Raw genomic sequence first — 12,211 nt, 5'->3', positions numbered from 1 at the left:
CGAGGAGATACCCCGATGAATCCGATTGCCCTGCCTCCGCATCCGCACCTGAGCCGTCGCTCGTTCCTCGGCCTCGGCGCCGCCGCCGGCGCCGTACTGCTCGGGGCATGCAGCACGAGCGGCGAGACCGCCCCCGCGGCCACCGCCGGGCCCCGGGACGGCGGCCGACTGCGAGCGGTGTTCGCGGGCGGTGGCGCACAGGAGGTGTTGGACCCGCACAAGACCAACCTGTACGCCGACGTCGCCCGCGCGAACGCGCTCTACGACAAGCTCGTCGAATACGGCGACGACCTCGGCCCGGTACCGCGGCTCGCCACCGCCTGGCATCCGAACGCCGACGCGACCACCTGGACGGTGGAGCTGCGCCCGGCGGTCTTCCACGACGGCCGGCCGGTGCGCGCCGCCGACGTGCTGTACTCCTACCGGCGGATCCTGGACCCGGTGAACGCACTGCGCCCGCGGGCCTCTCTCGAGGTGATCGACATCGCCCGCTCCCGCGCCCTCGACGACCACACGATCGAGTTCGTCTGCGCCCGCCCGTGCGGGGAACTGGCGAACGTGCTGGCCGCGTTCGGCGCCTACATCATCCCGGAGGGCACCACCGACTTCAGCCGTCCGATCGGCTCCGGGCCGTTCACGTTCGTCTCGTTCGAACCGGGGCGCTCGCTCGTCACCGCGCGATTCCCCGACTACTGGGACGGTGCCCCCCATGTGGACGAACTCGAGATCCTCACCGCTCCGGACGAGACCGCACGGATCAACGCCCTGCTCGGTGGGCAGGTCGACTACGCCGACGACCTCGGTGTCACCTCGGCGCGCACCTACGAAACCGATGCCCGGATGCAGATCCTGCGGTCGCCGCGCAGCGCGATGTCGGCGTTCGCGATGAAGGTGGACCGGCCCCCCTTCGACAACGTGGATCTGCGGCGGGCGATGTTCGCCCTCGTCGATCGCGACGAGCTGGTCACCACCGTGCTGGGCAGCACCGGTGTGGTCGGCAACGACCTGTTCGGCAAGGACGCCAAGTACTACGCGGCCGACCTGCCGCAGCGCACCCTGGATCTGGACGAGGCCGAGGCCCTGATCCGCAAGGCCGGCGCCCGGAACGCGACCATCGAACTGCAGACCACCGGCGCCACCAACGGCTTCGTCGAGGCCGCCAACATCCTGGCCGAGCAGGCCGGACGCGCCGGACTGAAGATCGATGTGAAAGTCGGTGAGGGATCGACCTATTGGACGCGCACCCTCGACGAGGGTGTGTTGTCGAGTTTCCGCTCCGGGGCCATGCCCATCGAAACGCACCTCGCGCAGCGGATGCTGTCGACCTCGGCGAAGAACTACACCCAGTGGCGCCGCCCCGAGTTCGACGCCTTGTTCGCCACCGCCAGCGAAACCACCGACGAGAACGTCCGGGCCCGCGCATATCAGCAGATGCAGTCGCAGCTCCACAGCGAGGGCGGTCTGCTGGTGTGGGGCTTCTCCGACGGCCTGCACGGGATGGCGCCGCATCTGGCGGGGATGGCCGAGAATGCGCCCAGCAACACCCTCGGGTACGCCCGTTTCGACAAGGCCTGGCTTTCGTGATGCTCGCCCGCTACGCCGGTACCCGCCTCACGGTGGGACTGACCCAGGTGCTGGGCGTACTCGTCGTCGTCTTCGCGATCGCCGCCCTGCTGCCGGGGGACGCTGCGGTGGTGATCGCGGGCGATGACGCAGATCCGCGGCGGATTGCGCAGTTACGCGAACTCCTCGGGCTGGACCGGCCGCTGTCCGTGCAGTTCGGGGACTGGCTGACCGATCTGCTCGGCGGCGACCTGGGCACCTCCGTGGTATCCGGCCGCCCCGTCACCGCGATGCTGGGCTCGGCGCTGGCGCCGACGCTGACCCTCGCCGCCCTGGCGTTCGTGGTGCTGGTCCCGCTGGCACTGCTCCTCGGGGTGGTCGCCGCGGTGCGCCGCGGCCACCGGATCGACCGGGCCGTCACCGCCCTGACCGTAGCGTTCTACGCGGCACCGGAATTCGCGTTGGCGATCGTGCTGGTGGCAGTGTTCGCGGTCGGGCTGGGATGGTTCGCGCCCACCGCGGTCGGCGCCGGTGGTCCGTTGCTGATGCAACCGGAGCTGTGGGTGCTGCCCGTACTGGTGCTGGTGATCCGCCCGGTGTGCTCGCTGTCGCGGTTGGTGCGCTCGTCGCTGATCACCACCCTGGACTCCGAATACATCCGGCACACCCGTCGCCTCGGTGTGCCCGTGCGGCGGGTGATCTGGCGGCATGCCCTGCCGGGCTCGCTCACCCCGGCGACACAGCATCTCGCGCGGGTCGCCGATTGGCTGCTCGGCGGGGTCGTGGTCGTCGAGGCGGTGTTCGCGCTCGGCGGTCTCGGGCAGCTGCTGGTCAGCGCGGTCAGCAGCCGCGACATTCCGCTGTTGATGGGATTGGTGACGGTGTTCGCGGTGATCACGGTGGCGGTGAACACGGTCGCGGACATCGCGGCGTTCCAGCTCAACCCCACGGCCGGATCGGCATCGTGACCGGCTCCACGTTTCTCGAGCGTGCGGGTGGGCGGTCCCGGGTGCGCGTCGGGGCTGCCCTGACGGCGGTCCCGCTCGCGGTCGCGCTGCTGGGGCCCTTGTTCACCGAACCCGGTGCCCGTGGCCCGGCGTTCACCTACGGGGACCAGTGGCTTCTGGGAACCGATTCCGAGGGGCGCGACCTGCTCACGCAGGTCCTGCTCGGGGGGCGTTCGCTGGTGCTGGTGGCCGCGGCGGCCGTGGCCCTGACGTACCTCCTCGCCGTGCCGTGGGGGATAGCTGCCGCGACCGCTCGGGTACCGATCGTCGACGAGATGCTGATGCGCCCCCTGGATCTGCTGCTGTCGCTGCCGTCGATCATGGTGCTGCTGCTGGCCGTGGCGCTCACCGACGCCGACCTGGTCGTTCTGACAGTCACCGTGGCGGTGCTGCTGTTCCCTGATGCGGCGCGTCTGGTGCGGGCGTCGGCGCTGCACACCGCACACCCCGGCCATGGAGGCGCTGCTCCTGCAACGCGAAACCTGGTGGCGCCGGCACCTCGGCTATCTGGGACGATCGCTGCTCCCGGTCCTCGCGGCAGACGCAGGGCTACGGTTCGTCGGGGCGATCTACCTGGTCGCCTCGGCCAGCTTCCTGGGGGTGAGCGCGGACTCCGCCGGCACCGACTGGGCCGTGATGATCGACCGCAACCGCGCGGGCCTCGCCCTCGTCCCGTGGGGTGTCGTCCTGCCCGCGGCCCTGATCATCGCCTTGGCGATGGGGGTGAATCTGCTGTTCGACTCCGGTGCTCGCGCGGCAACACGCGAGGTGTCGACGAGGAAGTGGCGATGACCGAGGTAATCCCCGCGGCCCCGGCCGCCGCTGTGCCCAGCAGCACCATCCGAGTGCGCGGTCTGACCGCACGGACACGGGATCGGCTCCTGGTCGACGGCGTCGACCTGGACATTCCCGCCGGGGTGGTCACCGCGCTCGTCGGGGCTTCCGGGAGCGGCAAGACCACCACCGCGCTGGCATTGATGGGCGAGCGCCGCCCGGGGGTCGACGTGACCACGACCGTTCTGGACACGGGCGGGGCACGGTTCGGGTACGTGCCCCAGCACCCCTCCTCGGCGCTGAACCCGGCCCTGCGGATCGGTACCGTGCTCGACGACATCGCTCGTGCCGGCCGACGGCACGGGCATCCGGTGACCGTGGCCGACGCACTCGAACGTGCGGGATTCGCCGACGATCCGGGCATGCTGCGCCGTTACCCGCATCAACTGTCGGGCGGACAGCAACAACGACTGGTCATCGCCCAGGCTCTGCTGACCGACCCGACATGCCTGATCCTCGACGAACCCACTACCGGGCAGGACCCGGCTCGTCGGACGGCGGTCCTCGACGAGATCACCCGACTTGCCCGGCAGGGCCTGACGATCGTGCTCGTCACCCACGACCTGGACGCGGTCCGCGCGGTCGCCCAGCGTGTGATCGTCATGGGCGGCGGCCGGGTGCTCGAGACCGGTGACGCCGGGATCCTGCCGGTCGCCGCCCCGCGGATCCCGCAGACACGCGCCGACACTGCGGATCGCCGCCCGACCCGGGCCGACGCCCGGTTGATCCTGGACGCCGTCTCGGCGGGGTACCGCAACAACCGGGTTCTGCAACGCTTTTCGCTCTCGCTCCAGCCCGGCGAATGTCTGGCACTTCACGGCCCCTCGGGCTGCGGCAAGACCACCGCGGCCCGGGTCGTCGCGGGCTTGCACCCACCCACGGCCGGACGGGTTCTTCTCGACGGTCACCCGTTGGCCGCATCGGTACGGCGACGGACCCGGCACCAGACGGCGGCGATCGGGTACGTCTTCCAGGACGCCAAGGCGGCCTTCGACCCGTATCGCAGCGTGTGGGAGCAGATCCTGCGCGGTCCGGCACGCCTGCGCGGTGCCACCGGCCCGGAATCGGCCGCGGCGGCCCGTCGCGCGCTCGACCAGGTGGGTCTGGCCGAACGGATCACCCGGCAGCATCCGTCCGCCCTTTCCGGCGGCGAGGCCCAGCGCGCCGCCCTCGCCCGTGGCCTGGCGGTCGAGCCGTCGCTGCTCATCTGCGACGAAGTCACCACGGGACTCGATCCCGCATCCCGACAGCGGGTGCTCGACATCTTGTCCGATCTCGTACGAACACAACGCATATCCCTGCTGATGATCAGCCACGACGGCGCCGTGGTGGATGCGATCTCCGACCGGGTCGTCGACATGACCCTCCCGGCCACGAACGGGGAACCGCCGTGAGCGCGCCTCGCCGCGTCCGTCGCCGAGGAAACGCGGCTGTCTCCGCACCGAGCCCGAACCGGACAAATCACTCGCGTTCGAGGGGCCGGTTGTGTCAGTCTCTCGGACATGACCGTGCACGACGCCCTCACCATCCGTACCGCCACCGACGACGACTGGCCGGCCCTGGAGTTGCTCGACTCGGTGGCGTTCGGGTATCACCCCATCGATGCCGATCGGACACTGCTTCGTCCGATGTTCCGCACGGAGAACATCGTGGTGGCGACCGAGCGGGGCGCGCCGATCGGTCAGGCGCTGTATCTGGACATGGAGATCACTGTGCCCGGCGGGCACCAGGTCCCGGCATGTGGTGTCAGCTGGGTTTCGGTCGCTCCCACGCACCGTCGCCGCGGCGTGCTGCGGTCGATGTTCACCGAGCTGCACCGCCGGATGGAGGCGACCGGGGCACCGCTGGCCGCCTTGACCGCCAGCGACGCCGGCATCTACGGGCGTTTCGGATACGGTCCGGCCACCGTCGCCACCGAGGTCACCGTCGATCGGCGCTTCGCCCGCTTCCGCGAGGACGCCCCCGATCCCGGCGGGGTGGTCCTTGCCGACGCTGCGACGGCGGCGGTCCGGTTGCCGGAACTGTACGACCGGTGGCGGCTGTGCACGCCGGGAGCGCAGGCCCGTCCGAAAGCCGAGTGGGACTACACTTTTGCCGATCCCGAGGAGCGCCGCGACGGCGCCTCGGCGCTGTTCTTCCTCGTTCACCCCGACGGGTACGCCACCTTCCGCCGCAAGGGATCCGACGCCGAGCCGGTCGCGGTGGTCGAGGAGCTGGTCGCGATCACCGACGACGCCCACGCCGCGCTGTGGCGCACCCTGTGCGGACTGGACCTGACCCACCGCATCGAAGCCGTCCAGCATCCCGACGATCCGCTGCGCCTGCTGCTGACCGACTACCGCCTGCCGCGCACGACCGCCCGGGTGGACGAATTGTGGCTGCGGATCATGGACGTGCCGGCCGCGTTGACCGCCCGCGACTATGCCGCCGACCTGGACACCGTGCTGGCGGTCCGTGACCCGTTCCGCAGCGCCGGGGCCACTTTCGCGCTGACGGTCCGCAACGGCCGGGCCCGGTGCGTCCGCACCGACGCGGCGCCGGTGATCACGCTGGACCTGGACGCGCTGTCCGCGTTGTACCTCGGCGCGCACAAGGCCCGCACGTTTGCCGCCGCCGGCCGGGTGGAGGCGCACAGCGCCGGTGACATCGCCGGCCTGGACCGCGCATTCGACGTCGCCCGCCCCGCAACACTGGGCTGGCACTTCTGAATCGAGAGCTGCCCTGTGTCATGTCGACACAGCCTTGTCGACACAGTGTGGGATTCTCATGATCCGGTCGGAATCCTCCGGTTGCGACCTGCACCAGTCGGCAGGCCGGCGACGTCGACGGTGGCCGCCGATGCCGCGGCCAGCCACACCAGCACGAACACTCCCGCCGCCGCCCATGCGGCCACCAGCAGGTCGAACCCTGGCAGACACTGCGTGCCGGTGCGGACGCACTCGCCCCATCCGGCGTCTGCGACCACGCTCCCGGTCACCATCACGATCACCGAGACTACCGCCGCGAGCTCGCCACACCTCCGGACCGCGCGGACCGGCGACGCGTCAGGTCGGCGACGTCGATCGAGCGACGTGTACAGGTCAATCGGCGACCAGTCGCGCCGACCCGTACCGTCCTGCGCCGTGCTCGCGTTGTCGACGGATCACGTAGCAACCCGGAGCGATCCCCGTCGCCCCGTGCTCGGGGTGAAGAAGATACGCCGTCCCGGTGGTCTCGACGATGCCCAGAGCGAGACCCATGGTGTCCCGGACGGGGGTCGTCCACGTGCAGGTGCCCTCGTCGGCGACGAGGGAGTGCGGGTTGCCGCCGGCGGCGCTCCGCAGCAACTCCACTCCCGACCGTGGCACCCGGAGGGAGCGCGCCCACGGTGTGCGTTCGACGGCGGCACCGACCACCGGGTAGGGGATGACGATCAGATCGCCTTGAGCCTGGAGACCACCGGTCACCGGGACGGTGACCTCCCGGTCCAGGTGGTCGAGGACGTCCAACCCGCTGAGAGTCGTGAGATCGGACAGTGTGAGTTCGGACAGTGCGAGTTCGGAATGCATGGGATCACCTTGGTGGAGTTCAGGTTCGGCGAACGAGTTGGGCATAGTCGGTACCGCTGATGCCGTAGGTCCAGCCCGCGGCGTCCAGTGCGGAGGGAACCCAATCGGGGACGTGCAGGCCGTACCGGCGCCGTTGCCCGTCGCGTTCGGCGGAACCGTTGACGACGAGCAGGATCCGGCCGTGCCGACCCCAACCGGTCGGGGATGCATACAGTCCGAGCGTGCATCCCGGGTTTCCCGGATCGTCGGCACGGTCCACGAGTGCGAGCGCAGCCATGTCGATGTACCTGTCCCAGCCGATTCGCTCGATGGCGCATCGGCGGACCTCGATATTGCGCTCGTCGTTGATCCGCTCGACGGTGGGATCGAGGACGACCCAATCGGGAACGATGGTGCCGTGATGCACGAAAACATGGCTGCCGTCCGAGAATTCGAGTGCCGGACGATCGGGGTGGTGTAAGCGGCGTTCGTTGTGGACGCCCTCGGGTGTGGGTTCGGTGTGTAGTGCGGTAGGCCGTTCGGCCATGACGCAGACTCCGCCGAACGCCCACCACCACCCGGTGGCGCGGACCAGTGCGGCCTGAAGATCGAGGAGGTCGTCGTCGCGCGACTCGAAGCTCGCGAGGCCGAAGCGTCGGACCGTGTCGTAGTACGCGACCCGATGTGCCTCCTGTTGCCCGTACCAGGTGACACCGGGAGTCGGGCGCGGCCACAGTGTGCGTATCGCCGTCGCGACACCGACGTACAGAGACGTCCGCAACGAATCCCACACGGCCGCACGAAGGAGCGGGTCCTGCCGCCGAGGTGTGCGGGCGTCCATCCGGTCACGGGACGCGGACCAGAGTGCGGCGATCCCCGCCGAAGGGTGTGCCGGCTTTCCGAAGCGCAGCGGGGGGACCGAGAGGCCTTCGTCGGCAATCGACTGCAGTGCCGCTGGGGGAGAGGGGACCCAGACGAACTCCGGTTCGTCGAATCCCGCTCGTCGGTAGAGCTCTGCGACGGCGGATTCCGCGGCGGGCTGGTCGGAAGGCCTCGTACACAGTCCTTGCGCGAGCCAATGGTCGCGCCGGGCGGACGCGGCGGCGGCAAGGGCGTGCGGATCGGTGATTCCGGTGGACAGGGTGCGGTGCGGAACCGCTGATGAGATCGGCACGGCGCTCACCGGATGGTGGCGGTGGCCGCCTTTCCTGTAGTCATGGTTATCGAGGATGGCACGGGAAGGCTCTGGGCGCAAGCAAGTGTCCCCGCCCAGGCGTTCGGGCGTGGACGAAGACCGACGTTTACGTCATCGGCCGAGCGGGACCGTCGTCGATCGTCGTACGGGACTGCTGCAGAAGGGCATTCTCGGAACTACCGCCGCGACCCGGGCAACGGATCGGCACGCGGGCAACGGCGCCCGCGCGTCAGCCGATCTGCTCGAAGAGCGACACGATGATCCCTTCGGGTCCACGCACGTAGGCCATCCGCACGCTGTTCTCGTACTCGCCGATGCCGCCGACGAGCCCGTAACCGTCCGCAGCCACCGCGTCGACGGCCGCCTGGAGGTCGTCGACCTCGAAGGACACGTTGCGCAGCCCGAGCTCGTTGGGCATCGCCGTGGGTGATCCGGGCCCGTGGTCGGGCGTGACGAAGGTCGCGAGCTCCAGCCGGGTCCCTCCGTCGGGCGGCCGGAGCACGGCGATCTCACAGTGCGCGCCGGGGATGCCGCAGACGGTCTCCACGAACTCGCCCTCCACGGATCCGGTGCCCTCCACCTCGAGACCCAGTCCGACGAAGAACGCCGTCACCGACTCGAGGTCCGCGACGGTGATGCCGATGTGGTCGAAACGTTTCACGTGTGCCATGGGACCCATCCTCCGAGTGTCGTCGTGCCGATGCTGGGACGGAGACGGGTCCGGGATCTCGACATGTTCTTGCCGCAGAGCCGCGGTCGACCCGTGGTATCGAAAGGTCGCTGTTGTCCTGCATGGACCGGACCTCGCCGGTCGTGGGCACGCATCCGGTGTTGTCCCGGGTGCTACCGAACCGGGGAAATGGCACGCGAGCGACCGGGCCGTCCGCGACGTCACCGAGGAGCTCGGCGAGGAGTGATCACCCGGCCGGCGACGGCGGGCGGCTCACAGGCCCTCGGCGCGTAGCCAGGTGCGGAGGCGGCGCCGGGCGTTGGTGTACGGGGAGGAGGTGTTGAGCTGGATCATCCGTCCCGCGGTGTACGTGCGATACCAGGGCGCGCCGTAGAGTTCGTCGTTGTCGAGCCCGCGCACCAGGGCAACGATGCGGTCGTGGGCGGCATCGAGCCGCTGCAGCAGCTGCGGCCACGGTACGTCGGCATGATCGCGGTAGAACTTCTGCGCCAGCGGGCCGAGTCGGTTCCAGGTGAATCCCGGTGCCGGGAGGTGCGGGTCGATGCCGCGAGCGCGGTCGTCGTGCCACGAAACGACCAGTTCGCTCCATCCGATCAGGTACGCCACCAGATCGGCCGGGCTCATCCGGGTTCCGGCGCGGTGCCCGGGCAGCGACGCCTCCCGGGCCCGTTCGGCAGGCACACGCTGCAGCTCGCGCGTGAGCGCGCCGTACGTGTCGGCGAGGGCGTGCAGCAACTCGTCCTTGGTGTGCGGTACCGGCATGCGTGTCTCCGTGTGGCGGGCGGTGGTGCCGGCATGCACGGTATCGGCGACGGTGGGTCTGTGCCCGGCGACGGGCCCGGTCAGACCACCGGCGCCGGGCTCTCGATCCCGAACCGGCCCCGGAAGAACACCATGGGACGCTCCTCGCACACGGTGTCCAGCTCCAGCACCCGGCCGATGATCACGTCGTGGTCGCCGGCGACGTGGACGTCGTGCACCTGCGCGTGCACGCGCATCAGCACGTCCGGCAGCGCCGGCGTTCCCCAGCGGGACACCTCCCAGGCAAGATCCTCGTACTTGCGCCCCCGGCTCGAGCCGAACCGGGCGCACAGGTCGGACTGGTCCTCGCGGAGCACGTTGACGCTGAACCGCCCCGTCGCCCGGATCCGGGGCCACGCGCGGCCGCGGTGGTCGGCGCAGAACAGGATGAGCGGCGGCTCGAGCGACGCCGAGGCGAACGACTGGCACGCGAACCCCACCGGGCCCTCGTCGTCCAGTCCCGTCACCACCGTGACCCCGGTGGCGAACTGTCCCATCACCCGGCGCATGTCCTCCGGGCTGGGCGCGTCGGCTGTCGATGGTGCGAGGGTCGTCGTCTCGAGGGGCATGAGTCCACCTCCGGGTCGTGGGGACGGATCGGCGTGATCACTGGTCGATGGGCGACGCTAGGTCAGGGCCGGGGCGGTCCGAGCGAGCGTCCCGCTGAGCGGACGGGGTCGGCGGCGCCGCCGTCGACCGAGCGGTGATCTCGCTGAACGGGATGGTGTATGGCCGTCGTCGATCAGGGCTGGCAGCCTGCGGTTCGAATGGGCGGTGTGCCCGGCACCACGGCGACGAACAGGGACGACGATGACCGAAGTGAGCTACGAGGGGACCCTGAAGGAACTTCCCACCGATCAGGGTGTGCTGCGCTACCACGAGGCCGGCGACGGACCGCCGCTGCTGCTGCTGCACGGCTCCGGCCCGGGGGTGACGGGGTGGCGCAACTACCGCGGCGTCCTCGCCGACTTCGCGCGGCACTTCCGCTGCCTGGTGCTCGAGTTTCCCGGTTTCGGCGTCAGCGACCCCGGCGACGGCCATCCGATGGCGATGGCGCAGGGGGCCGTGGGCACCTTCCTCGACGGCCTCGGTCTCGGTGCGGTGGACATGGTCGGCAACTCGATGGGCGGGATCGTCGCCGCCAAGGTCGCCATCGACGAGCCGCACCGCGTGCGCAGGCTCGTCACGATCGGCGGGATGGGCAAGAACGTCTTCGCGCCCGGACCGGGCGAGGGCATCAAGCTGCTCATGGAGTTCACCGACAACCCCACCCGCGAGGGCCTCGTCCGCTGGCTGCAGTCCATGGTCTACGACCCCGCCGTGGTCACCGACCAGCTCGTCGAGGAACGCTGGGCGCTCGCCACCGAACCGAAGACCCTCGAGATCGCCCGCCGGATGTACAGCTCGAAGGCGTTCGCCGCCGGCGCCGCCGCGGCGGCCGCCTCGAACGTCACCCCGTACTGGGCGCAGCTGCACAAGATCACCGCGCCCACCCTGCTGACGTGGGGCCGCGACGACCGGGTCAGCCCCGTGGACATGGCGATGCTGCCCATGCGCGACATCCCGAACTGCGAGCTGCACACGTTCCCGAAGTGCGGGCACTGGACGATGATCGAAGCCCGCGACGCGTGGCTGTCGGCGGTCCTCGCGTTCCTGCTGCGCGACGACGATCGCAGCTAGCCCACGATCCCGCTGAGCGGGAAGACTTCCGTCCTCCCACCTGCGCATATGCCACCTTCGAGACAACCGATCGGCGCGACGACGCGCGGATCATCGACCAGTTCCAGGAGTGCACGATGCTCGACGGTTCCCGGCGACTCGCCGCCGCCGATCTTCTGTGGGCCGCCGAGCGCGACCGCGCCGCGATCGCCCCGCTGACGGAGACCTTCCCCGACATCGACGTGGTGGATTCGTACGAGATCCAGCTGATCAACATCCGCCGCCGGCTCGAGGCGGGCGCCACCGTCTACGGCCACAAGGTCGGCCTGTCGTCCGAGGTCATGCAGAAGATGATGGGCGTGGACGAGCCCGACTACGGACACCTGCTCTCGACGATGGTGTACGCCGAGGACGAGCCCATCGACACGGCGCAGTTCTGCTACCCGCGCATCGAGGTCGAGATCGGCTACGTCCTCGGCGAGACCCTCCCCGGCGAGGACTGCACCGAGGCGGACGTGCTCCGGGCGACCGAGTACATCGTCCCGAGCATCGAACTCATCGACTCGCGCATCGTGGACTGGCGGATCGGGTTGGCGGACACGATCGCCGACAACGCCTCGTCCGCGGGAGTGATCCTCGGGGCGGGCCGCATCGAACCGGACCGGGTCGACATCGGAGCGATCTCGGCGGTGCTGTACCAGGGCGACGAGGAGATCGCGCGCGGCGAGGCGGCGGCGGTACTGGGCGACCCGACCCGTGCCGTCGCGTGGCTGGCCCGCAAGGTGGCGAGCTTCGGGGTGCGGCTCGAGGCCGGGCACGTGATCCTGCCCGGCTCGTGCACCCGCGCCGTCGATGCCCGCCCGGGCGACGTCTTCCGCGCTGATTTCAGCGACATCGGCTCTGTCTCAGTAGAATTCAAGTAAGGAAGTGCACC

At 70.0% G+C, this 12,211-nt stretch carries 13 protein-coding genes; 7 read left to right on the top strand and 6 right to left on the bottom strand.

Annotated elements, in window-relative coordinates; genetic code table 11:
- Positions 1-15: 15 nt before the first annotated feature.
- The 5 genes from RR3_RS20515 (at position 16) to RR3_RS20495 (ending at position 6,112) form a co-directional block, all read left to right on the top strand.
- A complete protein-coding gene (locus RR3_RS20515; RefSeq protein ID WP_064065687.1) occupies positions 16-1,584 on the top strand; it encodes an ABC transporter substrate-binding protein in 1,569 nt (522 codons plus the stop codon).
- Positions 1,584-2,531, top strand: a complete 948-nt coding sequence (locus tag RR3_RS20510) for an ABC transporter permease (protein WP_064065688.1) — start codon at positions 1,584-1,586, stop codon at positions 2,529-2,531. The genes RR3_RS20515 and RR3_RS20510 overlap by 1 nt, the downstream gene beginning before the upstream one ends.
- Positions 2,532-3,023: 492 nt before the next feature.
- Positions 3,024-3,362, top strand: a complete 339-nt coding sequence (locus RR3_RS25215; RefSeq protein WP_234420118.1) for a hypothetical protein — start codon at positions 3,024-3,026, stop codon at positions 3,360-3,362.
- Positions 3,359-4,798, top strand: a complete 1,440-nt coding sequence (locus tag RR3_RS20500; protein WP_064065769.1) for an ABC transporter ATP-binding protein — start codon at positions 3,359-3,361, stop codon at positions 4,796-4,798. Before RR3_RS25215 ends, RR3_RS20500 begins: the two co-directional genes overlap by 4 nt.
- Before the next feature lie 108 nt (positions 4,799-4,906).
- Complete coding sequence (locus RR3_RS20495) at positions 4,907-6,112, top strand: enhanced intracellular survival protein Eis (protein WP_064065689.1); 1,206 nt, start codon at positions 4,907-4,909, stop codon at positions 6,110-6,112.
- A gap of 56 nt (positions 6,113-6,168) precedes the next feature.
- Here RR3_RS20495 and RR3_RS20490 read toward each other — a convergent pair whose 3' ends face one another.
- From RR3_RS20490 to RR3_RS20465, 6 genes are all read right to left on the bottom strand, one after another.
- Positions 6,169-6,384: a hypothetical protein gene (locus tag RR3_RS20490; protein ID WP_234420217.1), complete on the bottom strand. Its 216-nt coding sequence runs from the start codon at positions 6,382-6,384 to the stop codon at positions 6,169-6,171.
- A 100-nt stretch (positions 6,385-6,484) separates the two neighbouring features.
- Positions 6,485-6,952 (bottom strand): DUF8820 family protein, encoded by a 468-nt coding sequence (locus RR3_RS20485; protein WP_010593435.1) that lies wholly within the window; start codon positions 6,950-6,952, stop codon positions 6,485-6,487.
- A gap of 19 nt (positions 6,953-6,971) precedes the next feature.
- Positions 6,972-8,114 carry a DUF6745 domain-containing protein gene (locus tag RR3_RS25285; RefSeq protein ID WP_010593434.1) on the bottom strand — a complete coding sequence of 381 codons (1,143 nt, stop codon included), beginning with the start codon at positions 8,112-8,114 and terminating at the stop codon, positions 6,972-6,974.
- A gap of 241 nt (positions 8,115-8,355) precedes the next feature.
- Positions 8,356-8,796: a VOC family protein gene (locus RR3_RS20475; protein ID WP_017679858.1), complete on the bottom strand. Its 441-nt coding sequence runs from the start codon at positions 8,794-8,796 to the stop codon at positions 8,356-8,358.
- A 273-nt stretch (positions 8,797-9,069) separates the two neighbouring features.
- On the bottom strand, positions 9,070-9,579 hold the full coding sequence (locus RR3_RS20470) for a ClbS/DfsB family four-helix bundle protein (protein WP_026137567.1): 510 nt from the start codon (positions 9,577-9,579) through the stop codon (positions 9,070-9,072).
- An 80-nt stretch (positions 9,580-9,659) separates the two neighbouring features.
- Positions 9,660-10,187 carry a flavin reductase family protein gene (locus RR3_RS20465; RefSeq protein ID WP_017679860.1) on the bottom strand — a complete coding sequence of 176 codons (528 nt, stop codon included), beginning with the start codon at positions 10,185-10,187 and terminating at the stop codon, positions 9,660-9,662.
- A gap of 241 nt (positions 10,188-10,428) precedes the next feature.
- Between RR3_RS20465 and RR3_RS20460 the strand changes: the two genes are divergently transcribed.
- Both RR3_RS20460 and RR3_RS20455 read left to right on the top strand, forming a co-directional pair.
- On the top strand, positions 10,429-11,298 hold the full coding sequence (locus RR3_RS20460) for an alpha/beta fold hydrolase (protein ID WP_017679861.1): 870 nt from the start codon (positions 10,429-10,431) through the stop codon (positions 11,296-11,298).
- A gap of 116 nt (positions 11,299-11,414) precedes the next feature.
- Positions 11,415-12,200: a 2-keto-4-pentenoate hydratase gene (locus tag RR3_RS20455; RefSeq protein WP_017679862.1), complete on the top strand. Its 786-nt coding sequence runs from the start codon at positions 11,415-11,417 to the stop codon at positions 12,198-12,200.
- Positions 12,201-12,211: the final 11 nt, after the last annotated feature.

Source organism: Rhodococcus ruber NBRC 15591, assembly GCF_001894945.1.
In the GTDB taxonomy this organism is placed as follows: domain Bacteria; phylum Actinomycetota; class Actinomycetes; order Mycobacteriales; family Mycobacteriaceae; genus Rhodococcus; species Rhodococcus ruber.
Note: the sequence above shows the minus strand (reverse complement) of the source record. Positions and strands in the feature narration are given on the sequence as shown.

What these genes read in the sequence shown, in the direction of transcription:
- RR3_RS20515 (WP_064065687.1), top strand. Translation starts at nt 16, where the DNA reads ATGAATCCGATTGCCCTGCCTCCGCATCCGCACCTGAGCCGTCGCTCG.
- RR3_RS20510 (WP_064065688.1), top strand. Translation starts at nt 1,584, where the DNA reads ATGCTCGCCCGCTACGCCGGTACCCGCCTCACGGTGGGACTGACCCAG.
- RR3_RS25215 (WP_234420118.1), top strand. Translation starts at nt 3,024, where the DNA reads ATGGAGGCGCTGCTCCTGCAACGCGAAACCTGGTGGCGCCGGCACCTC.
- RR3_RS20500 (WP_064065769.1), top strand. Translation starts at nt 3,359, where the DNA reads ATGACCGAGGTAATCCCCGCGGCCCCGGCCGCCGCTGTGCCCAGCAGC.
- RR3_RS20495 (WP_064065689.1), top strand. Translation starts at nt 4,907, where the DNA reads ATGACCGTGCACGACGCCCTCACCATCCGTACCGCCACCGACGACGAC.
- RR3_RS20490 (WP_234420217.1), bottom strand. Translation starts at nt 6,384, where the DNA reads ATGGTGACCGGGAGCGTGGTCGCAGACGCCGGATGGGGCGAGTGCGTC.
- RR3_RS20485 (WP_010593435.1), bottom strand. Translation starts at nt 6,952, where the DNA reads ATGCATTCCGAACTCGCACTGTCCGAACTCACACTGTCCGATCTCACG.
- RR3_RS20475 (WP_017679858.1), bottom strand. Translation starts at nt 8,796, where the DNA reads ATGGCACACGTGAAACGTTTCGACCACATCGGCATCACCGTCGCGGAC.
- RR3_RS20470 (WP_026137567.1), bottom strand. Translation starts at nt 9,579, where the DNA reads ATGCCGGTACCGCACACCAAGGACGAGTTGCTGCACGCCCTCGCCGAC.
- RR3_RS20465 (WP_017679860.1), bottom strand. Translation starts at nt 10,187, where the DNA reads ATGCCCCTCGAGACGACGACCCTCGCACCATCGACAGCCGACGCGCCC.
- RR3_RS20460 (WP_017679861.1), top strand. Translation starts at nt 10,429, where the DNA reads ATGACCGAAGTGAGCTACGAGGGGACCCTGAAGGAACTTCCCACCGAT.
- RR3_RS20455 (WP_017679862.1), top strand. Translation starts at nt 11,415, where the DNA reads ATGCTCGACGGTTCCCGGCGACTCGCCGCCGCCGATCTTCTGTGGGCC.